21 protein-coding genes are annotated in these 21659 nt (G+C 70.2%); 16 read left to right on the forward strand and 5 right to left on the reverse strand.

Features of this window, described 5'->3' with window-relative positions; translation table 11 throughout:
- Positions 1 to 360: 360 nt before the first annotated feature.
- The 14 genes from ACFU5K_RS27055 (at position 361) to hydA (ending at position 13633) form a co-directional block, all read left to right on the forward strand.
- Complete coding sequence (locus ACFU5K_RS27055) at positions 361 to 867, forward strand: (2Fe-2S)-binding protein (protein ID WP_384066208.1); 507 nt, start codon at positions 361 to 363, stop codon at positions 865 to 867.
- Positions 864 to 1856, forward strand: coding sequence for an FAD binding domain-containing protein (locus tag ACFU5K_RS27060; protein WP_384066210.1), 993 nt, complete (start codon positions 864 to 866; stop codon positions 1854 to 1856). The genes ACFU5K_RS27055 and ACFU5K_RS27060 overlap by 4 nt, the downstream gene beginning before the upstream one ends.
- Positions 1853 to 4057, forward strand: coding sequence for a xanthine dehydrogenase family protein molybdopterin-binding subunit (locus ACFU5K_RS27065; protein ID WP_384066212.1), 2205 nt, complete (start codon positions 1853 to 1855; stop codon positions 4055 to 4057). The genes ACFU5K_RS27060 and ACFU5K_RS27065 overlap by 4 nt, the downstream gene beginning before the upstream one ends.
- A gap of 15 nt (positions 4058 to 4072) precedes the next feature.
- On the forward strand, positions 4073 to 4519 hold the full coding sequence (locus ACFU5K_RS27070; RefSeq protein ID WP_384066214.1) for a lipocalin-like domain-containing protein: 447 nt from the start codon (positions 4073 to 4075) through the stop codon (positions 4517 to 4519).
- 220 nt (positions 4520 to 4739) lie between these two features.
- A complete protein-coding gene (ggt, locus tag ACFU5K_RS27075; RefSeq protein ID WP_384066217.1) occupies positions 4740 to 6545 on the forward strand; it encodes a gamma-glutamyltransferase in 1806 nt (601 codons plus the stop codon).
- A gap of 145 nt (positions 6546 to 6690) precedes the next feature.
- Positions 6691 to 7401: a glycoside hydrolase family 75 protein gene (locus ACFU5K_RS27080; RefSeq protein ID WP_384066219.1), complete on the forward strand. Its 711-nt coding sequence runs from the start codon at positions 6691 to 6693 to the stop codon at positions 7399 to 7401.
- 98 nt (positions 7402 to 7499) lie between these two features.
- Positions 7500 to 7787, forward strand: a complete 288-nt coding sequence (locus ACFU5K_RS27085; RefSeq protein ID WP_384066221.1) for a helix-turn-helix domain-containing protein — start codon at positions 7500 to 7502, stop codon at positions 7785 to 7787.
- Positions 7788 to 7806: 19 nt separating this feature from the next.
- The gene (locus ACFU5K_RS27090) at positions 7807 to 8187 is read left to right on the forward strand and encodes a PPOX class F420-dependent oxidoreductase (protein ID WP_384066223.1); all 381 of its coding nucleotides are present in this window, start codon (positions 7807 to 7809) and stop codon (positions 8185 to 8187) included.
- A gap of 154 nt (positions 8188 to 8341) precedes the next feature.
- Complete coding sequence (locus tag ACFU5K_RS27095; RefSeq protein WP_384066225.1) at positions 8342 to 8779, forward strand: hypothetical protein; 438 nt, start codon at positions 8342 to 8344, stop codon at positions 8777 to 8779.
- Positions 8780 to 8874: 95 nt separating this feature from the next.
- On the forward strand, positions 8875 to 9366 hold the full coding sequence (locus tag ACFU5K_RS27100) for a hypothetical protein (protein WP_384066226.1): 492 nt from the start codon (positions 8875 to 8877) through the stop codon (positions 9364 to 9366).
- The gene (locus ACFU5K_RS27105) at positions 9363 to 9956 is read left to right on the forward strand and encodes a serine hydrolase (protein WP_384066228.1); all 594 of its coding nucleotides are present in this window, start codon (positions 9363 to 9365) and stop codon (positions 9954 to 9956) included. Before ACFU5K_RS27100 ends, ACFU5K_RS27105 begins: the two co-directional genes overlap by 4 nt.
- A gap of 44 nt (positions 9957 to 10000) precedes the next feature.
- A complete protein-coding gene (locus tag ACFU5K_RS27110) occupies positions 10001 to 10843 on the forward strand; it encodes a nitrilase-related carbon-nitrogen hydrolase (protein WP_384066230.1) in 843 nt (280 codons plus the stop codon).
- Entirely contained in the window at positions 10840 to 12123 is a 1284-nt protein-coding gene (locus ACFU5K_RS27115; protein ID WP_384066232.1) for an aspartate aminotransferase family protein, read from the forward strand. Before ACFU5K_RS27110 ends, ACFU5K_RS27115 begins: the two co-directional genes overlap by 4 nt.
- 112 nt (positions 12124 to 12235) lie before the next feature.
- Complete coding sequence (gene hydA / locus ACFU5K_RS27120; RefSeq protein ID WP_384066233.1) at positions 12236 to 13633, forward strand: dihydropyrimidinase; 1398 nt, start codon at positions 12236 to 12238, stop codon at positions 13631 to 13633.
- A gap of 75 nt (positions 13634 to 13708) precedes the next feature.
- On the opposite strand, the gene ACFU5K_RS27125 is transcribed toward hydA, so the two are convergent.
- The 5 genes from ACFU5K_RS27125 to ACFU5K_RS27145 form a co-directional block, all read right to left on the reverse strand.
- The gene (locus tag ACFU5K_RS27125; RefSeq protein WP_384066235.1) at positions 13709 to 14500 is read right to left on the reverse strand and encodes an ABC transporter permease; all 792 of its coding nucleotides are present in this window, start codon (positions 14498 to 14500) and stop codon (positions 13709 to 13711) included.
- A complete protein-coding gene (locus tag ACFU5K_RS27130) occupies positions 14497 to 15522 on the reverse strand; it encodes an ATP-binding cassette domain-containing protein (protein ID WP_384066237.1) in 1026 nt (341 codons plus the stop codon). The genes ACFU5K_RS27125 and ACFU5K_RS27130 overlap by 4 nt, the downstream gene beginning before the upstream one ends.
- 69 nt (positions 15523 to 15591) lie before the next feature.
- Entirely contained in the window at positions 15592 to 16434 is an 843-nt protein-coding gene (locus tag ACFU5K_RS27135) for a DUF4097 domain-containing protein (protein WP_384066239.1), read from the reverse strand.
- Positions 16435 to 16523: 89 nt separating this feature from the next.
- The gene (locus tag ACFU5K_RS27140) at positions 16524 to 17042 is read right to left on the reverse strand and encodes a toxin-antitoxin system HicB family antitoxin (protein WP_384066241.1); all 519 of its coding nucleotides are present in this window, start codon (positions 17040 to 17042) and stop codon (positions 16524 to 16526) included.
- A 307-nt stretch (positions 17043 to 17349) separates the two neighbouring features.
- Complete coding sequence (locus ACFU5K_RS27145) at positions 17350 to 18180, reverse strand: alpha/beta fold hydrolase (protein WP_384066243.1); 831 nt, start codon at positions 18178 to 18180, stop codon at positions 17350 to 17352.
- A gap of 599 nt (positions 18181 to 18779) precedes the next feature.
- Between ACFU5K_RS27145 and ACFU5K_RS27150 the strand changes: the two genes are divergently transcribed.
- Both ACFU5K_RS27150 and ACFU5K_RS27155 read left to right on the forward strand, forming a co-directional pair.
- On the forward strand, positions 18780 to 19781 hold the full coding sequence (locus ACFU5K_RS27150) for a TIGR03842 family LLM class F420-dependent oxidoreductase (protein WP_384066245.1): 1002 nt from the start codon (positions 18780 to 18782) through the stop codon (positions 19779 to 19781).
- Positions 19782 to 19864: 83 nt separating this feature from the next.
- On the forward strand, positions 19865 to 21427 hold the full coding sequence (locus ACFU5K_RS27155; protein ID WP_384066247.1) for an NCS1 family nucleobase:cation symporter-1: 1563 nt from the start codon (positions 19865 to 19867) through the stop codon (positions 21425 to 21427).
- The last annotated feature ends 232 nt before the right edge of the window (positions 21428 to 21659 follow it).

Consider the following 21659-nt stretch of genomic DNA (forward strand, 5'->3'; position numbering starts at 1 on the left):
CTGACCGCCCACACCCCAGCCGTTGACCACCGGTCACCGGCCGTCACCCCATGCCCGAAACCGTCACGCAACGCGGTCACGCTGAATGCTTACCTCGTAGCGTTGCCGTACGAACAATTCCGCGTGCGGTAAACGGGTGCGGGGTTGCGGCGGAGATCCGCCGACGGTGTCGCCGCAGTCGGGTGAATGCATGCCGTTTATCCATGGGCGTACGTCGTGCGGAGGTACCTGGCGGCAGAATTCCCTCTCCAGTGTTCGGCACCCGGTCATCACCGGGAAGCCGGTAACGGGTGGGCGCCGAAATCGAGGCGTCGCAGGAACGCAGGTTTCATTTCAAAGTGGTACCGGAGACGAGGTGCAATGACATCGCGAGCGGAACCCACCGATTCGCAGTCCGTCCCACAGGCAGAGTTCGCTCTGAGGGTCAACGGTGACGTGCATGACCTGCGCACGGACTGCCGTGTCACCCTGCTTGACGCACTGCGCGACAAGCTGGGTCTCACCGGCACGAAAAAGGGCTGCGACCAGGGCACGTGCGGTGCGTGCACCGTGCACGTGGACGACAAGCGCGTCCTGTCCTGTCTGACCCTGGCGGCGCAGTGCGACGGGCGCGAGGTGACCACCGTCGAAGGACTGGCGGACGGCGACGATCCGCATCCGATGCAGGCCGCGTTCCTCAAGCACGACGGATACCAGTGCGGGTACTGCACGCCGGGTCAGATCATGTCCGCCCTCGGGCTGCTGTCCGAGGGCCGGGCCGGCTCGCCCGACGAGATCCGCGAGTACATGAGCGGGAACATCTGCCGGTGCGGCGCCTATCAGAACATCGTCGCCGCGATCCAGGAAGTGGCCGGTGATCGCGAATGAGGCCGTTCGACTACGTCCAGGTACGCGAGGTGGCCACGGCCTTGGCCGAGGCCGGGGCCGACAGTGATGCCAGCTTCCTCGCAGGGGGCACGACCCAACTCGACCTGATGAAGGACGGGGTGCTGCGGCCCGGCCGGCTGATCGACATCACCCGTCTTCCGCTCGGCGGCGTCGAGCAACGGGACGGGGCCCTGTTCGTGGGAGCGCTGGCCACGATGGAGGAACTCGCGGCCGACCCCGTCGTCACCGAGCGCCTGCCGCTGGTGCGGGAGGCGCTGCTGCGCAGCGCCTCGGTCCAGCTGCGCAACATGGCGACCATCGGTGGAAATCTCCTGCAGCGCACCCGCTGCCGGTACTTCCGCGATCCGTCGGTGGCGGCATGCAACAAACGGAAGCCCGGTACGGGATGCGCGGCCCTGACCGGTGCGCACCGTACGCACGCGGTTCTCGGGACCAGCGACCACTGCATCGCCACAAGCCCGTCCGACGTCGCTGTGGCGCTCATCGCTCTTGACGCGGTGGTCCATACCCGCGGCCAGGACGGGGACCGCACGATCCCGCTCACCGGCTTCTACCGGCCCCCGGGGGACACCCCGGACGTGGAGAACGTCCTGAAGCGGGGTGAACTCATCACCGCGATCGAGGTTCCGCTCCTGCCGGAGGGCGCGCGCTCGGACTACCTCAAGGTTCGTGACCGGGCGAGCTACGAATTCGCGCTGGCCTCCGCGGCAGTGGCGGTGGTGCTCGACGACGCCGGGGTCATCACCTCGGCCCGCGTCGCGCTGGGCGGCGTCGCCACGCATCCGTGGCGTGCCGTCGAGGCGGAAGAGATCCTGACCGGCAGCGCGGCAGGTACCGAGGTGTTCCGGACGGCCGCACGCGCTGCCCTGTCCGGGGCCGAGCCCCGCCACCAGAACGCCTTCAAGGTGGAACTCGCGCAGCGCACGCTGGTCCGTGCGCTGGAGACAGTCACGGGAGTCAGCTCATGACGACGACCTCTCGCCCTCTCCTCGGCCCGGGGATCAACCGTGTCGAGGGTCCGCTGAAAGTGGCCGGAAAGGCCGACTATCCCAACGACTACACCTATCCGGGCATGGCACACGCCGTGCTCGTGCGCAGTACGGTCGCGGCCGGCCGCGTCACCGGTATCGACACCACGGCTGCCGAGCGGGCTCCCGGCGTCATCCGCGTGATCACGCACCACAACGCAGGTCCTCTCGAGCGGGCCGCCGTGACGCCGCTGGGTGTGTCGCCGCCGGCGCCGCTCCAGGACGACGTGCTCTTCCACTACGGCCAGCACGTGGCCGTAGTGGTGGCGGAGACCTTCGAGGAGGCCACGGAAGCGGCAGCCCTGGTCCGGGTCGACTACGCGCCCGGCGAAGCCGTCATGGATCTGGAGGACCCGCGCGCGGAGCGCCGGACGAATCCCTGGAAGCGCGACGTCCAGAGGGGCGACTCGGCCGGTGCGCTGGCCCAGGCCGACGTGGTGATCGACCGTACCTACACCACTGTCGACAACACGAACAATCCCATGGGGCCGCTCACCACGGTCGCCCGGTGGGAGGGCGACGCGCTGTTCGTCAACAACTCGACCCAGTGGCCCACCCTCGAGCGGACGTCGCTGGCCGCGGTCTTCGGCATTCCCGAGGAATCCGTGCACGTCATCGCGCCCTACGTCGGAGGAGGGTTCGGCGCCGGCCTCCGGGTCTGGGCCCATGTCGTCCTGGCCGCGCTGGCGGCCCGTCAGACGGGGCGCCCGGTCAAGCTGGTGCTCACGCGGCCCCAGATGTTCACGGCATGCGGTCACCGGCCCAAGGGGAAGCAGCGACTGCGCATCGGTGCCACCCGCACCGGTGAACTCGTTGCCATCGAGCACGACGCCCTCACGTCCACCGCGATCGACGACGACAACTTCGAGCCGACCGCCACGGCTTCGGGCACCTCCTACGCCTGCCCCAACGTCACGACCAGGGACGTCCAGGCCCGCCTCAACATCCCGGTCCCCAACTCCATGCGTGGCCCGGGTGCGACGACGGGCAACTACGCGCTGGAGTGCGCGATGGACGAGCTCGCGGTCGAGCTCGGCATGGACCCGCTGGAACTGCGCCTGCGAAACGACGCCGCGGTCCACCCCCAGCTGGGACTTCCCTGGTCCAGCCGTGCGCACAAGGAGTGCCTCGAACACGGCGCCGAGCTCTTCGGATGGTCGCGGCGCACCCCGGAACCCGGCTCGATGCGACAGGGCAACGTGCTCGTCGGTTACGGAGTGGCTGCCGCCAGCTACCCGTGGTTCCGGGCGCGCTGCGAGGCGCGTGCGACGGTCCGACGGGACGGGACCGCCTACGTGCGCAGTGCCGGTACGGAGATCGGCAACGGCGCGTACACCGTGTTCACCCAACTGTCCGCGGAACTGCTGGGTCTTGAGGTCGGGCAGGTCACGTTCGGCCTGGGGGAGGGCTCGATGCCCTTCGCCCCTCAGACGGGTGGCTCGGGTCTGACGGGCTCCATCGGCAGCGCGGTGTACGAGGCGTGCCGTGGGCTCATCGGGGACTTCCTGGAATTGACGGCGAACGACAAGGAGTCCCCCTTGCGGGGGTGCTCGGTCGACGACGTCGTGGTCGACGGCGGAAAGATCCGACGGCGTGACGACCCGTCGAAGGCTGAGTCTTACGCGGAGATCCTCCGCAGGCACGCCCTCGACGAGCTGACGGCGGACGGTGAAAGCACCCCCGTGCAGCCGCAGGACCTGGGCATGGCACCGGCCGGAGCGTTCGGAGCGAAGTTCGTCGAGGTACACGTCGACCGTGACCTGGGGCGACTGCGCGTGGTCCGCGCGGTCTCCGTCATCGACGGCGGCCGCATCCTCAACGAGAAGACCGCCGCCAGCCAGATCATCGGCGGAACCGTCGGTGGCATCGGGATGGGTCTGTTCGAGGAAGCGATCAGCGACGACGTCACCGGACGCATCGCCAACGCGACGCTCGGCGACTACATCGTCCCCGTCAACGCCGACGTCCCCGACATGCAGGTCGCCTTCGTCGGCTCGTACGACCGCGCCAACCCCATCGGTACCAAGGGCATCGGCGAGATCGGCATCGTCGGCATCGCTCCCGCCATCGCCAACGCCGTCTTCCACGCCACCGGACGACGCATCCGTTCCCTCCCCATCACCATGGACCAACTGCTGTGAGCGGTGGAGGACGCCATGACACCTGACGAACTGCGCGCCGCCCTGGTCGGAGCGTGGCGCCTCGTCTCGTACGAGGCCCGCAGCGTCGACAGCGGGGAGGTCGTACGCCCCTTCGGTGACCAGCCGCTCGGTCTCATCATCTACTCGGCCGACGGCTACATGTCCGCTCAGATCACGCGGCCGGACAGGCCGCTGTTCGACACCGACCGCCTTGAGTCGGGCCGCCCGGAGGAGCTGACCGAAGCGGCCCGCAACTACCTCGCCTACGCCGGGCCCTTCCGTGTCCCGGACGAAGCGACCGTGATCCACGACGTCGCGTTGAGCCTGTTTCCCAACTGGATGGGAGGGGCGCAGCTACGCGTGGCGCGACTCGACGGGACGGTTCTGCAACTGGCGCTGGCCACCCCCACACGCATCTGGGGAGAGCTGCGCACGGGCGTCCTGACCTGGGAGCGGGTGTAGACCCCCGCGAGCAGGGCGGAGCCGGGTGACGGTGGGCGCGGCACTGTGCCCTCCGACGGCGAACCGCACCCGGCTGCCGCACCTTTGACGGCCCGTGACCGGCGGCGAGCGGGACCAGGCTCTCCCGTAACGGTCCCTTCTGACACATGGCCGAGGCGGTCCTGACGATCCGGGGCGTGCGGCGTTACCCTGCGCGGACGATCCTTCACTGGAGGTACGGATGCGTCGTTCCGTCGGCCGGAATGTGTCGTTCCTGAGCGTGATCGCAGTCATAGGTTCGCTCGGCGCCGCTGCGCCCGCCGCATCGGCGCCACCTGAACCGCTTCCCAAGTCACCGGTGGCGGTGGGATACGGCGGAGCCGTGTCGAGCGTCGACGCGGACGCGTCCGCCGCGGGTATCGAGGTCCTTCGCAAGGGAGGCAACGCCGTCGACGCGGCCGTCGCGACCGCGGCCGCTCTGGGAGTGACCGAGCCGTATTCGGCGGGCATCGGTGGCGGAGGCTACTTCGTCCACTACGACGCCAGGACCCGAACCGTCCGGACGATCGACGGCCGCGAGACCGCCCCTCGCAGCGCCGATGCCTCGCTCTTCCTGGAGAACGGAGCGCCGATCCCCTTCGACGACGCCGTCACCAGCGGCCTCGGAGTCGGCACCCCCGGAACCCCCGCCACCTGGCAGAAGGCCCTCGACGCCTGGGGGAGCAAGCCGCTCGCCAGGCTGCTCGAACCCGCGGAACGGCTGGCCCGCGACGGATTCACGGTGGACGAGACCTTCCGCTCGCAGACCGCCGCCAATCAGGCGCGGTTCGCCGACTTCCCCGCGAGTGCGGAGCTCTTCCTGCCCGGGGGACAGCCGCCGGTGACCGGCTCGGTCTTCAAGAACCCCGATCTGGCCCGCACATACGAGACCCTCGGGCGCAAGGGTCTCGGCGAGCTGTACCGGGGCGCTCTGGCGCGCGACATCGTCTCGACGGTGCGCAAGCCCCCCGTGGACCCGACGACGACACGCGTGGTGCGCCCGGGAGACCTGACGGCCGGCGACCTCAGGGCGTACCGTGCGTTGTTCCAGGCCCCCACCAGGGTCGGTTACCGGGGACTCGACGTGTACGGCATCGCACCTTCGTCGTCCGGCGGGACGAGCGTCGGGGAGGCGCTCAACATCCTGGAGTCCACCGACCTCTCGAAGGCCGGCCGGACGCGGTACCTCCACCGGCTCATCGAGGCGAGCCGCATCGCATTCGCCGACCGGGGCCGCTGGGTCGGCGATCCCGCGTTCGAGGACGTGCCCACCCGTGAACTGCTCGGGCAGCGCTTCGCCGACTCGCGGGCCTGCCTCATCAAGGACGACGCGGTCCTGACCAGCCCGCTCCCCGCAGGGGATCCCCGCGACCCCGCCCGGTGCGCCCGGGCAGGAGTGGCGGCCCCGACGACGTACGAGGGTGAGAACACGACGCACCTCACCACGGCCGACAGGTGGGGCAACGTCGTCGCCTACACCCTGACGATCGAGTCGACGGGCGGCAGCGGCATCACCGTGCCCGGGCGCGGCTTCCTGCTCAACAACGAGCTGACCGACTTCTCCTTCGCCCCGGCGAACCCGACGGTCCACGACCCGAACCTGCCGGGTCCGGCCAAGCGTCCGCGCTCGTCGATCTCGCCGACCGTCGTGCTGGAGCACGGTGAGCCCGTGCTGGCCCTCGGTTCGCCCGGCGGTGCCACGATCATCACGACCGTCCTGCAGTCGCTGACCGGCCACCTGGACCGGGGGCTGCCGCTGGTCGACGCGATCGCCGCGCCCCGCGCCAGCCAGCGCAACACGGTGACCACCGAGATCGAACCCGGACTGTGGAACAGCCCGGTGCGGGCGGAGTTGGAGGCACTGGGCCACGTCTTCAAGGCGAACCCGGAGATCGGCGCGGCCACCGGCATCCAGCGCCTGCCCGGCGGGCGCTGGCTGGCGGCGGCGGAAAAGGTGCGGCGCGGCGGCGGCTCGGCCATGGTGGTGCATCCGAGCGGCCGTTCCTGACGGCTTGCCGCACCGCGGCCTCGGGGCCGGCACGACGCGCCTGCCCGGCGTGCCGGCCCCGGCGGCGGTGCGGCCGTGGGGAGCCGCGTCGGCCAGGGTGGGCCCGCCAGGACCCTCCGCGTCCAGTGAAAGGACATGTCCCACGGTGCGTACGCGCATGCTCGCCCTCGTCGCCGCCTCGGGTGCAGTGGTCCTCGCCGCGGCGGCGCTCCCCGCCTCCGCTCTTCCCGCCTCCGCTCCTCCTGCGCAGGACTCCGGTGCTCCGAGCGAGGGTACGGTCGGGGCCGCCGAACTGCTGGACCGGGTGAGGACCTGCCGCCGGATCTCCCATGGGATGTACCGGACGGACCAGGGGGGCCCGGCGAAGATCCCGGTGTGCGGGACGAAGCGAGCCGTGTTCTGGACGGCGGACATGGACATCGACTGCGACGGCCGCACCACCGCCGTCTGCAACCGGAAGAAGGACCCTTCCTTCCAGCCCGGGACGGCGTTCCAGACGTCGGCGGGCAAGCCCCTTGACTCGAGCACGCTGCCCTACATCGTCGTGCCCGGCCCGGGCCCGCTGTGGAAGTACGCCGACCACGGGATCAAGGGCGGTGCGGTGGCCGCCGTCATCCACGACGACAAGGTCCTGTACGCCGTCGTCGGTGACACGGGGCCCACCGGGATCATCGGGGAGGCGTCGTACGCCGCGGCGAAGAGGCTGGGGATCGACCCCGATCCGAAGAGCGGCGGAACCGCGTCAGAGGTCACGTACATCCTGTTCCGCGATTCCTCGGTGTCACCCGTCGAGGACCACGAGGCGGCAGTCGCGGAGGGCGAGGCCCTCGCCCGGAAGTTCGTGGCCGGCGACTGACGGACCGCCGGGGTCATGCTCACGTTGGTGATGATGCGGATTTTCCTCAGACCTTCAGCCAATTACTATACCGGTTTGATCGGTATTAGAATGACGGCATGGTAAGAAACCCCCTGACCCCCGAGGAGCGCCTGCGCGGCGAGCGTCTCGGTGAGGTCCTTCGCGAGGCGCGCGGCGGACGCAGCATGGTCGCGGTCGCCGCCGACGCGGGCATCTCGGCCGAGACGCTTCGCAAGATCGAGACGGGCCGGGCACCCACGCCTGCGTTCTTCACGGTGGCCGCGCTCGCCGGAGCCCTCGGGCTGTCGATGGACGAACTGCTGCGGCGCTGCCTGGCGGCGCCCGTGCCCGTACCGGACAGGGAGAGCCTGCCACTCACGGCGTAGGCCGGGTAGGGTCGCGCCCGTGACTCTCCAGGACTTCGCCCGCAGTGAATACGTCAGTCTGACCACCTACCGGAAGAACGGCGCCCCCGTCGCGACCCCCGTGTGGGCCGCGGCGGACGAAGGCGTCCTGTACGTCTGGACCCGGTCCGACTCCTGGAAGGTCAGGCGGCTGCGCAACGACAGCCGGGTGCTCGTCACGGTCTGTGACGTCCGCGGCCGGATCGCGGAGGGTGCGCCGAGCGCTGAGGGGACGGCGCGGCTGCTCGACGGCGAAGGGACCCGCGCGGTGCGCAAGGTGCTGGCCCGCAAATACACCTGGAAGTTCTGGCTGGTGGACTGGCCGGCCATGGTCGCCCGGCTCGGAAAGCGGCCCCACACGGGCATCGCCGTCACGTTCTGAGGGGGGCGCCCCGTGCCGCGCCGCGCTCCGGACGCAGCACGCCGGAAAGGCGCGCGTAGTCCCTCCGTAACACGCCTGCGGTCGAATGCCTGCGGACTGGAGTGCTCCAGTCGGGCGGTCGGCGAGGACGACGGTGACAGTGCTTCAACATGCTTTGGCAGTAAGGGCGTTCGCACACGATCTGCGGAACCTGGCTGCGGTGCTCGACCCCGGCCGGGGGTGGTACGCGGTCTTCCGCACCCGAGATCCCGAGGGTATGCGGGCCTGCTTCGAAGGCGTCGAGGTCCCACCCTGGGACGTGGTGGAATCGCTGCTGCAGGACCTCGCCTCGGTGCGCGGCACCGCTTTCGCGGCCGAGGAGTCCGTACAAGCAGCCGCCCTGTGGGCCGCGTCCGCCGCCGCCCACGACGGGCGCCAGGGCGGGCGGGAGGCACTCGCCGGCCGGCTCGGCGTGATGCTCCGGGAGCAGGCCGGTGCGGCCTGGCGGTTGCGGGAGACCGGCGCCGGCGCGGTGAACGCGGACACGGACGCGGACGCGGTGGCCTGGGCTCACCGGACGCTGCCCGCCCGCGCGGGGCTCGCTTCGGCGTAGCACCGGCCGAGGAGGGCGCCGGGCGCTTCGCCCAGCGGGCAGCCGCTCCCGACCTCGCCTCGAGGCGAGCCGCCGAGCACGCCGTCGCGCTGCTCGTGAGGCTCCGCGCGGACGGCCGGAGCGGTGAGGCGCACGTCGTCCTCTGCGAGGCCGCCGGCCGGCCCGCCGCGTACCTGCCGGTGCTCGCCGACGCCCTGGACGGGGCCGGGCTGGCGGCGGACTGGGCCACCCTGCTGTGGGAGGTCTCCTCCCTGCCACCCACCGAACTGGCCGCCGCCGCAGGTGCGCTGGCCGCCGCCGGCCGCACCGACGACTGCGGGCACCTGCTGCGGCAGGGTGTGGCGCGGCCCGCCGAGGAGATCGCAGATGCCGTGGTCGCGCTCGACCGGGCGGGCCTGGAGCCCGAGGCGCGCGCGCTGCTCGGTGCGTTCGTCCGTGTGCGGAGCCCGCAGGACGCGGCCCGTGTCGCGGAGGCAGCCCCGGGCCACCTCGTCCCCCAACTGCTCGCCGCCGCACGTGAGGTGTCGGCCGCACGGGAGTGGGACCTGGTCCACGCGCTGCGGGTCGCGGGTATTCCGGCGCCGTGAGCGCGGCGTCGCTCCGGCGGACCGGCGACCCGGTCGCGGGTGAGGAGCCGCCGTCGCAACGGGCCGATGAGCGACCCCGGGCGGCCGGTGGCACCGGGGACGAATACGCCCGCCTGCCGGCCGACCGGATCACGGGCCCGCCCGGTCTGTCCCACACCGACTGCGATCCCAACCGGCCGCAGGTCAAAGCCCATTGGCACGGCCGGTCCCGTCCGGCGCTGCTGATGACGGGGCTGACCGCCGCCGGCGCCGTGCCCTCCAGCGCCCGCGACCTGCTGCGCCTCGGCGGGCCTGCTCGACCCCGGCGCCGTACCGGACGCTTTCCTGCGCACCGCCTCATGGAGGTCCGGCGGCCCCGGCTGGTCTCCGGTCCCGTGCTGGCGGCCCTGACGAACTCGGCCCCGACACCGCTCACGCCCTCGTGCAGGCCGCGTACGTGGCCCTGGGCGCACTGGGCCGGGGGCCCGCGGACACAGATGGACCGCTCGGGTGTGAAACATGATCGACTCCGCCGGTTCACGGTGATGGTCTTGCCCCGCTGTGTGACGGGGCTTACGTTCTCCTCCTATGCACCGTGTCTACGGGCGTAGAGAACACGTAGAGGCTCTCTGACGCCGCGTCGAAGGAGCAGCTCATGTCCCACGTCGTACGCGCCGCACTCGTCCAGGCGACCTGGACCGGCGACACCGAATCCATGATCGCCAAACACGAGGAACACGCTCGCGAGGCAGCCCGGCAGGGTGCACGGATCATCGGGTTCCAGGAGGTTTTCAACGCCCCGTACTTCTGCCAGGTGCAGGAACCCGAGCACTACCGCTGGGCCGAACCCGTGCCGGACGGTCCGACGGTCCGGCGCATGCAGGACCTGGCCCGCGAGACCGGCATGGTGATCGTGGTGCCGATCTTCGAACTCGAGCAGTCCGGCTTCTACTACAACACCGCGGCCGTGATCGACGCCGACGGCTCGTACCTCGGCAAGTACCGCAAGCACCACATCCCGCAGGTCAGGGGATTCTGGGAGAAGTACTACTTCAAGCCCGGCAACGCCGGCTGGCCGGTCTTCGACACGGCGGTGGGCAAGGTCGGCGTCTACATCTGCTACGACCGCCACTTCCCCGAGGGATGGCGCCAACTAGGAATCAACGGAGCTCAGTTGGTGTACAACCCCTCGGCGACCTCGCGAGGGCTCTCCGGCCATCTGTGGCAGCTGGAACAACCCGCATCGGCCGTCGCCAACGAGTACTTCGTCGCCGCGATCAACCGCGTGGGCCAGGAGGAGTACGGCGACAACGACTTCTACGGCACCAGCTACTTCGTCGACCCGCGCGGACAGTTCGTGGGGGACGTCGCGAGCGACAAGGAGGAGGAACTCCTCGTACGTGACCTCGACTTCGGGATGATCGACGAGGTCCGGCAGCAGTGGGCCTTCTACCGGGACCGCAGGCCCGACGCGTACGACGGGCTGGTGGAGCCGTGACCGGACTGCACGAGCGGCACCTCGCCGTCAGCCCCGAATGGCTGGCGCTCTACTACCGGCAGCCCCTCGAACTCACCCACGGCGAGGGCCGCCACGTCTGGGACGCCGACGGCAACCGCTACCTCGACTTCTTCGGCGGCATCCTCACCACGATGACGGCGCACGCCCTGCCCGAAGTGACCAAAGCGGTCACCGAGCAGGCCGGCCGCCTCATCCACTCCTCGACCCTCTACCTCAACCGCCCGATGGTCGAACTCGCCGAGCGCATCGCCACGCTCTCCTCAATCCCCGACGCCCGCGTCTTCTTCACCACGTCGGGCACCGAGGCCAACGACGCGGCCCTGCTGCTCGCGACCGCCTACCGGGGGTCGAACCAGATCCTGGCCATGCGCAACAGCTACCACGGCAGGTCCTTCTCCGCGGTGTCCATCACGGGCAACAAGGGCTGGTCGCCGACGACTCTGTCCCCGCTGCAGACGCTTTACGTCCACGGCGGGGTCCGCAGCCGCGGACCGTACGCGGAGCTGAGCGACGAGCGGTTCATCAAGGCGTGCGTCGCCGACCTGGAGGACCTGCTCGGGCACACCCGGGAGCCCGCGGCGCTGATCGCCGAACCGGTCCAGGGCGTGGGCGGCTTCACCGCACCCCCGGACGGGCTCTACGCCGCCTTCCGCGAGGTCCTCGACCGGCACGGCATCCTGTGGATCTCCGACGAGGTGCAGACCGGCTGGGGCCGGACCGGAGACCATTTCTGGGGCTGGCAGGCACACGCCGATAACGGCCCGCCGGACATCATCACCTTCGCCAAGGGCATCGGCAACGGCATGTCCATCGGCGGAGTCGTCGCCCGGGCCGACGTCATGAACTGCCTGGACGCCAACTCCATCTCGACGTTCGGCGGATCCCCGGTCACGATGGCCGCCGGGCTCGCCAACCTCTCGTACCTGCTGGAGCACGACCTCCAGGGCAACGCCCGGCGGGTCGGCGGGCTGCTGATCGAGCGCCTCCGGGCGGTCGGCGCGGGCTCGGACGCCGTGAAGGAGGTACGCGGCCGGGGGCTCATGATCGGCATCGAGCTGGTGAAGCCCGGCACCGACGAGGCGGCCCCGGAAGCGGCAGCCGCCGTCCTGGAAGCGGCCCGCGCCGGCGGGCTGCTCATCGGCAAGGGCGGCGGTCACAACACCAGCGTCCTGCGCATCGCGCCACCGCTGTCGCTCACCGTCGCCGAGGCGGAGGAGGGCGCGACGATCCTGGCCGACGCCCTCCACTCGGCGATCTGACAACCGGACCCCGCGGCAGGTGTCCCTGCCGCGGGGTGCACCACGTCCCCATGCGTCATCAAGCAGCCGGTCCACGGGTACAGGCCCGTTCCGCCACCGCGAGGAGGGGCACATGAGCCGCACCGTCATCCACGGCGGACTCGTCGTCACCGCGTCAGACGAGATCCACGCCGACGTACTCATCGAGGGCGGGCGCATCGCAGCCCTCGCCGCCCAGGGCACCGACGCAGCAGCGAGCTGGAGCGCCGACCGCAGGATCGACGCCACGGGAAAGTACGTCATTCCCGGTGGTGTCGACGCGCACACGCACATGGAGATGCCCTTCGGCGGGACGTACGCCGCCGACACCTTCGAGACCGGCACGCGGGCCGCGGCCTGGGGCGGGACCACGACGATCGTCGACTTCGCCATCCAGACCCAGGGCCGCTCGCTGCAGGAAGGGCTCGACACCTGGCACGGGAAGGCCGACGGCAACTGTGCCGTCGACTACGCCTTCCACATGATCATGTCGGACGTGAACGCCTCCTCGCTCAAGGAGATGGACCGCCTGGTGGCGGAAGGCGTCACCTCGTTCAAGCTCTTCATGGCCTACCCGGGCGTGTTCTACAGCGACGACGGCCAGATCCTCCGTGCCATGCAGCGCGCCTCCGGCAACGGCGGCCTGATCATGATGCACGCGGAGAACGGCATCGCCATCGACGTCCTGGTCGAACAGGCGCTGGCCGAGGGGCGCACCGACCCGCGCTACCACGGCGACGTCCGCAAGGTCGCCCTGGAGGCCGAGGCCACGCACCGCGCCGTCCAGCTCGCCCGGGTCGCGGGATCGCCCCTGTACGTCGTGCACGTCTCCGCCGACGAGGCGGTGGCGGAGATCGCCGACGCCCGCCACAAGGGGCTCCCGGTCTTCGGAGAGACCTGTCCGCAGTACCTCTTCCTCTCCACGGACAACCTCGCCGAGCCCGGCTTCGAGGGCGCCAAGTACGTCTGTTCCACCCCGCTCCGTCCCCGGGAGCACCAGGAGTCGCTCTGGCGCGGGCTGCGCAACAACGAGCTGCAGGTCGTCTCCACCGACCACTGCCCGTTCTGCTTCTCGGGCCAGAAGGAGATGGGACGGGGCGACTTCTCGAAGATCCCCAACGGCATGCCGGGCGTGGAGAACCGGCTGGACCTCCTTCACCAGGCCGTCGTGGACGGCCACATCTCACGCAGGCGGTGGATCGAGATCGCCTGCGCCTCCCCGGCCAGGATGTTCGGGCTGTACCCGAAGAAGGGCACCATCGCACCGGGTTCCGACGCCGACGTCGTGATCTACGACCCGGGCGCGGAGCAGACCATCTCAGCCGAGACGCACCACATGAACGTCGACTACTCCGCCTACGAGGGCAAGCGCGTGACGGGCCGCGTGAAGACGGTCCTGTCGCGTGGGGTGCCGGTGATCGAGGACGGCGCCTACGTGGGGCATGCCGGCCACGGGACCTATCTGCCGAGGGGGACCTGCCAGTACCTGTGACGCGGGCGGGACGGCGCACGCCGACGCGGTGTCGGGGTGCGCCGTCCCTGAGGCTCCCGGCTGTTCCCTCCGGCGCTACTCGGGGTCGCGCTTGTACAGCGACGTCGACCAGCGGTAGCCGAGCGCGGTCAGTCCGAGGCACCAGCCGACGGCGATCCACCAGTTGTTGCCGATCTCGGTGCCGAGGAGGAGTCCGCGCAGGGTCTCGATGGCGGGGGTGAAGGGCTGGTACTCGGCGATGGGCCGGAACCAGCCCGGCATCGCGTCGAGCGGGACGAACGCGCTGGAGAGCAGTGGCAGGATCATCAGTGGCATGGCGTTGTTGCTCGCGGCCTCGACGTTCGGGCTGGACAGGCCCATCCCCACCGCGATCCAGGTCAGCGCCAGGGCGACGAGCGTCAGCAGCCCGAACGCCGCGAGCCACTCAAGGGCCGTGGCGTCGGAGGACCTGAAGCCGATGGCCACCGCGACGGCTCCGACGGTGACGACGCTCATCACGCACTGCAGGACGCTGCCGACGACGTGCCCGATGAGTACCGACCCGCGGTGGATCGCCATCGTACGGAAGCGCGTGATGACGCCCTCGGTCATGTCCATGGAGACCGACACCGCGCTGCCGATGGTGGTGCCGCCGATGGTCAGCAGCAGGATGCCCGGGACGAGGTACGAGAGGTACTCGGACCTGTCCGCACCGCCGCCGCCGATGCCCGCGCTCATGGTGTCGCCGAAGACGTAGACGAAGAGGAGCAGCAGCATGACCGGGGTGAGCAGCAGGTTCAGGGTGAGGGACGGGTAGCGCCGCACGTGCAGGAGGTTGCGGCGCAGCATGGTGGCAGAGTCCCGTACGGCGAGGGTGAGGGTGCTCATCGGACAGCCTCCTTGGGCTGGTCGGTCTGGTCGGTCTGGGTGGGCCGGCCAGGGACGGTGGGGCTGGTGAGGGCGAAGAAGACGTCGTCGAGGTCGGGGGTGTGGACGGTGAGTTCGTCGGCGTGGATGCCGGCGGTGTCGAGTCGGTCGAGGAGGGTGCGCAGGTCGCGTTGGCTGCCGTCGGAGGGGATGGTGAGCCAGAGGGCTTTGTCGTCGTGGGTGACGGTGTCGAGGGTGGTGGTGGCGTTCCGGTAGGCGGTGGGGTCGGTGAAGCGGAGCCGGACGTGGCCGCCGGGGACGAGGCGTTTGAGTTCGCCGGGGGTGCCTTCGGCGGCGATGGTGCCGTTGTGGAGTACGGCGATGCGGTCGGCGAGTTCGTCGGCTTCCTGGAGGTACTGGGTGGTGAGGAGGACGGTGACGCCGTCGGTGACGAGGCGGCGGATGATCTGCCACATGGTGTGGCGGCTGCGGGGGTCGAGGCCGGTGGTGGGTTCGTCGAGGAAGATGACGCGGGGGCTGCCGACGAGGGTCATGGCGATGTCGAGGCGGCGTTTCATGCCGCCGGAGTAGGTCGAGGCGGGCTTCTTCGCCGCGTCCGTCAGGTCGAAGCGTTCGAGGAGTTCGGCGGTGGTGCGTCGTCCCTCGGCCTTGGGCAGGTGATGGAGGTCCGCCATGAGGAGCATGTTCTCCTCGCCGGTGATCAGTCCGTCGACGGCGGAGAACTGCCCGGTCACACCGATCGCCGCACGGACACCGTCCGGTGAGGTGGCGATGTCATGGCCCGCGACCTGGGCCTGTCCGCCGTCGGCGCCGATGAGTGTGGACAGGATCTTGACGACGGTGGTCTTGCCGGCCCCGTTCGGACCGAGCAGTGCGAACACGGACCCGGCCGGGATGCGCAGGTCGATGCCGTCGAGCACGGTCCTGTCGCCGTACGACTTGCGCAGTCCGAGGGCGGAGACGGCGGGCGGAGACGGGTGGCTGTGGGCATGATTGGGCGTGGGCATGACAGAATTGGGCATGTGGCCCTCCGAGGGCGGCGGACGAGATGGTCGGCGAAGCGTGTGAGTGGTGACCCGTTCGTGCGGGGGTCAGACCTTGGCGCGGCGGATGTCGATGTTCCCGTACCGGGTGCGGGCGCGGACCTTGACGGTGTCCTCGGTCGTCTCCGGCACCTCGGACGAGGTGAGCGTGTTGCGTACCTGTCCAGCGCCCGAACTGGCGTCGATCCAGGCTGCCGTGCCCTCGCGGACCCCGACCTCGATGGCGCCGTAGGAGGTCTCCAGCTGAACCGTGCCGCGCACCACCTCGCCCACACGCAGCGTGCCGTGCGCCGTGGTGGCGGTGACCGAGTCCTCGGCGCGCCGGACCTCGATGTCACCGTTGGCGCCGCTCACCCGCAGTTCTCCGGTCGCGGCGTCGACGGTCGTGGTGCCGTGCGAGTTCTTCAGGACGGCGGGTCCGTCGACGAGGCCGACGCGCACGCTGCCGGAACTGGTGGTGATCTCGGCCGCGCCCTCGACCCGGTCCACGGTGATCGAGCCGTGTGACGCGGTGAGCTTCAGCCGGCCGGTCGTGTCGAGGCGTACGTCGCCGGACGATGTCTTCACGCGGACCTCGCCGAGACGGCCCTCGCCGAGGACCTGGGTCCAGGCGCCCGTCACGTCGGCACTCGAACCCGTCGGCAGCTCGACCGTCACGTCGACGGTGCCCGTGCGGCCGAACAGATTGCCCTTGGGGGTCGTGACGGTCAGGACCCCGCTCGTGAACGTGACCTCGGTCTGCTCGGCCGACCGCACGTCCTGGTCCCGCTTCGGGTCGCGCGGGCGCACCTCGACGACGGTGTCGAGGCGGTCGCCCGCGGTGAACCCGACGGAACCGGCGTGCACGTGCGTCGTGACGGAGATCGGCGCGGGGGTGTCGTAAGAAGGCATGGCTGTACCGTCCTCTGGGGTTTCGGGGTGTTCCCGCTGGTGGGACGAGCGCGGGTGACGTGGTCGGGTGGCGGGGGTGCGGGTGCGGGCTAGCGCACCCAGCCCGTGAAGCTCTGTCCGATGGTCTGGGTCTTCTGCGTCGTGCGCGGCCGGGGACCGCCGTCGACCGCGGCCGACACCGCGCGCACCAGCCACGCGTTGACCGACAGGCCCTCGCGATTCGCGGCTTCCTCGGCACGGGCCTTGAGGTGGCTCGGCAGGCGCAGATTGACGCGGGCTGTGCCCCCCTCGTCGCCGTCCATCGGTGACGCGGCCTGGAGTGGTTCGGCGGCTGCGGGCGGCTTGGCGTCGGCGCTGTCGTCATGGGGCGGCCGGGTCACCACGAAGTCGGGGTCGAGCCCGCGCAGCCGTACGTCGACCGAGCCGGGGGCGAGTTCGCGGGTGATCTCGTCCGTCGCGGCGGAGAGCACGTTCAGCATGGCCAGCCGGGTCGCCGACTCCAAGGGGGCGGTGAGCCGCTCCGCCAGCGCGCGGGCTTCGTCGCCGCCGGCCTCGGCGGCCACCGCGAGTTCGCGGCGGAGGGTGTCGACATACGGGGTCAGGTCCATGGCGCCATCATGGCATCACTATGGCGTCACATGCAAGCCTGTGGGCCGCACCTCAACCCTGCCTCGGTTGCCTACGTCCCTGAGCTGCGTAAATGAAGTGGTGTTGCAGGGTGACCGCGTGGCGCCACTCGGGCCTGCGTGTGTCTTGAGCCGCAAAATGACACCATTTCGCGCGAGATGGCACCACCTGGCACATCAGTTGTGCCAGGTGGTGTCATCTGGGCGCACCACGGGTGCTCTCCCGCTCTGAGGGCCCGCCTCACGGGCCGTCGATGCGCCAGAGCCGGGTGCCGCTCGCGGGCTCGTGCTACTCCTGTACGAACGCCAGGAGGTCGGGGTTGAGGACCTCGGGGTGAGTCGAGAGCATTCCGTGGGGGTAGCCCTCGTAGCTCTTCAGCCGGCCGTTCGGCAGCAGCTTCGCGGACAGGGGGCCGGCGTCCTCGTAGGGCACGATCTGGTCGTCGGTGCCGTGGGCCACCAGGACCGGCACGTTGATTTTCTTGAGGTCCTCGGTGAAGTCGGTCTCCGAGAAGGCCTTGATGCACTCGTAGTGGGCGTTGGCCGCGCCACGCATGCCCTGCCTCCACCAGTTGTCGATGAGCCCCTGCGACACATCGGCTCCGGGGCGGTTGAATCCGTAGAACGGACCCGAGGGCACCTCGATGTAGAACTGGGCGCGGTTGGCGGCGAGGGCGGCGCGGAAGCCGTCGAACACCTCGATCGGCAGCCCGCCCGGATTCGACGCGGACTTCACCATGACCGGCGGAACGGAGCTGACGAGTACGGCCTTCGCCACTCGTCCCGCCTCGGCGCGGGCGACGTACCTGGCCACCTCGCCACCGCCGGTGGAATGGCCGATGTGCACCACTCCCCGGAGGTCGAGCGCCTCGACCACCGCCGTCACGTCGGCGGCGTACGTGTCCATGTCGTGCCCGGTGGCGCTCTGGGAGGAACGCCCGTGCCCCCTCCTGTCGTGGGCGATCACGCGATAGCCCTTTGAGAGGAAGAACAGCATCTGGTTGTCCCAGTCGTCCCCGCTGAGCGGCCAGCCGTGGTGGAACATGATCGGCTCGCCGTCGCGCGGACCCCAGTCCTTGTAGTAGATGGTCGTGCCGTCGATGGTGGTGACCGTGCCCATGGTCGATCCTTCCGCTTGAACCACTGGTGCGAGGAGGGAGACGTGCGCATTGCCTCGGCCCGGGTACGAATTGCCACCGCAAGAGAGGCCGATACCGCAACCAAACGCCACAAACAATACCGCTATGTGGCATAAGTCTCATTTTGCGCTCCGTGGTCGGCGAGAGACCCGCTGTCCGGGGCATGAGCGGGTTCTCGTCAGGGGGTGAGGGCCGGGGCGGCGGACAGGCCGACGGCGCCCGCTCCTTCACCTGCGCCGCCGCCCGCCCGGTGCTCCCTTCGGGCAGGGCGTCACCGCGCCTCGCGCGCATGACCGGGACACCGGACGCATCGCGCGTAGAGTGCCCCTTCCCAAAGCCCGCCGACGGGTCCAGGATTGTCCCCCCGCGACTCGCCTTCGGGCGGGACCGCGGTACCGGGTCTGCCGCCGCCCTGTGTGGAAAGCTCGCCCCTGGCGCACCACCGAGGGCGTCGCCCCGCAGTCCTTCCGCCTGTGCCGCCGTCTGTTCGGCATACACCGGCGGGAAGTGCACGTGTCGGCCAAGGCGCGGGGTTTCACCCGCGCGCCATGTGTCAGTACTTCGACTAGGAGCATCTGTCATGGATTTCGGACTCGTCCTCCAGGCCGACCCGCCCGCGTCGGCCGTCGTCGGACTCATGCGCCGCGCCGAACGGAACGGATTCCGTTACGGCTGGACCTTTGACTCGGCCGTGCTCTGGCAGGAGCCCTTCGTCATCTACAGCCGGATCCTGGAGCACACCGAACGGCTCGTCGTGGGACCTATGGTGACCAATCCTGGCACCCGCACCTGGGAGGTCACCGCATCGACCTTCGCCACGCTCAACGACATGTACGGCAACCGCACCGTGTGCGGTATCGGGCGCGGGGACTCCGCGATGCGTGTGGCCGGCCGCAAGCCGAACACCCTTGCCAGGCTCGGCGAGGCCATCGAGGCGATCCGTGATCTCGCGGAGGGACGCGAGGCGACCGTCGACGGGCAGCCGGTACAGATCCCGTGGGTGAAGGACGGAAGCCTGCCCGTCTGGATGGCGGCCTACGGGCCCAAGGCCCTGGCGCTGGCCGGGCAGAAGGCCGACGGCTTCATCCTCCAACTGGCCGACCCGTACCTCACGGAGTGGATGATCAAGGCGGTGCGGCAGGCGGCCGTCGATGCGGGACGCGACCCGGATTCCGTCACCGTCTGCGTGGCCGCGCCCGCCTACGTGGGCGAGGACCTGGACCACGCCCGCGAGCAGTGCCGATGGTTCGGCGGCATGGTCGGCAACCACGTGGCCGACCTCGTCTCCCGCTACGGGGAGCACTCGGACCTCGTGCCCGAGGAGCTCACGGCCTACATCGCGGGCCGGTCAGGATACGACTACAGCCACCACGGCCGCACCGGCAACCCGGACACGGCCTTCGTCCCCGACGAGATCGTGGACCGTTTCTGCCTGCTCGGACCGGCCGAGGCGCACATCGAGAAGCTCCGGGTCCTGCGCGACCTGGGCGTCGACCAGTTCGCCGTCTACAACATGCACGACGCGCGAGAAGCCACCATCGACGCCTACGGCTCCACGATCATCCCCGCGTTGTCCACCTGACCCCTTCCACGGCCAGTGGCTGTCCAGGCACCGCACGCCCGCGCCCCGCACGGCACCTCTCCCGAGCGAAGGGTCACGCCAGCATGACCGCTACCGTCCCACCGGTTCCACCCGTCCCGCCGTCCCCCTCCAGCGGGCGGATGGCCGACCCGTCGAGCCGGATCGAACTCGCCCCCGGATCCGTCCCCGACGACCCGCGATTCGTCAACGACGACCTGCTGCCGGTGCCCCTGGAGCGGCGCCGCTGGACGACGTACAACTTCGCGGCCCTGTGGATCGGGATGGCGCACAACATCCCGTCCTGGCTGCTGGCCTCCGGGCTCGTCGCGCTCGGGATGGACTGGAAGCAGGCCGTCCTCACGATCGCCCTCGCCAACCTCATCGTGCTGGCCCCGATGCTGCTGACGGGGCACGCCGGCCCCAAGTACGGCATTCCGTTCCCCGTCCTGGCCCGTGCGTCGTTCGGGCTGCGCGGTGCCAATCTGCCGGCGCTGATCCGGGCGGGCGTCGCCTGCGCGTGGTTCGGCATCCAGACGTGGATCGGTGGCGTCGGCATCTTCACGCTGCTGGGCAAGATGTTCGGAGGCTGGGCGCGGGCCGGTGAGATCGGCGGGCAGCCCTGGACGCTCTGGCTCTGCTTCGTCCTGTTCTGGGTGCTCGAACTCGCCATCATCTACCGGGGCATGGACACCCTGCGCCGCTTCGAGAACTGGGCGGCGCCGTTCGTCATCGTCGGCGCGGTGGTCCTGCTCGTCTGGGTCGCGGTCAAGGCCGGCGGCTTCGGACCGCTCCTGGACCAGCCCTCCGCCCTCGGCTGGGGCGCGGATTTCTGGCCGGTATTCTTCCCCGCGCTGATGGGCATGATCGCCTTCTGGTCCACGCTCTCCCTGAACATCCCCGACTTCACACGCTTCGGCGCCGGCCAACGGGCCCAGATCCGTGGGCAGTCGCTCGGGCTGCCCACGACCATGACGTTCTTCGCCCTGCTCTCCGTCCTCGTCACGTCCGGCTCGCAGGCCGTCTACGGGGAGGCGATCTGGGACCCGGTACAGCTGGTGGCCAGGACGGACAACGCCTTCGGACTGCTCTTCGGCCTGATCACCGTGCTGGTGGCGACGATCTCCGTAAACCTCGCGGCGAACGTCGTCTCACCCGCGTACGACCTGGCGAACCTCGCGCCGAAACGCATCAACTTCCGTACCGGCGCGTTGATCACCGGGGTCGTCGGCGTCCTGATCATGCCGTGGAAGCTCACCGAGACGCCCGAGTTGTACATCTTCACCTGGCTGGGGCTGGTCGGCGGGCTGCTCGGCACGGTCGCCGGCATCCTCATCGCCGACTACTGGATCATCAGGGGTACGGTCCTCGACCTGCCCGACCTCTACCGGCCCGGAGGCCGCTACTGGTACACCGGCGGCTGGAACTGGCGTGCCGTGGCGGCGTTCGTGGCCGGGGGCGTCCTCGCCGTCGGGGGTTCGCACTCGGCGCCCGGCAAGGGGCCGTTCCCCGCCGACGGGCTGATCCCGTTCCTGAAGCCGCTCGCCGACTACGGATGGGCCGTCGGCCTGGCCTCCTCGCTGGTGCTGTACGTGCTGCTGAGCGGTGGCGTCGGGAAGGAACCGGCGTCCGGCCCGGCAGCGCGCTGACGTCGACCGTCCCGTCCGGGGGCGGAGTGGCCGTGGGGACCGGCGCGTGGAAGCCGGAGAAGTCCACGGCCGCGTCCGCCCCCGTTGCCCCACGTGGTGATGGTGCGTGCGCGGCGGGTGGGGTGTACGGAGGGTGAGCCCGGGTTCCGCAGCTCAGTGGGTGTCCGATGAGTCGAATTGGGCATCAGCGCAGGTCAGCGAGTTTCGGCTAGTGGCGGGAGCCGGTATCGCC

Origin of the sequence: Streptomyces sp. NPDC057428, from assembly GCF_042803195.1 — a bacterium.
Classification (GTDB): Bacteria; Actinomycetota; Actinomycetes; order Streptomycetales; family Streptomycetaceae; genus Streptomyces.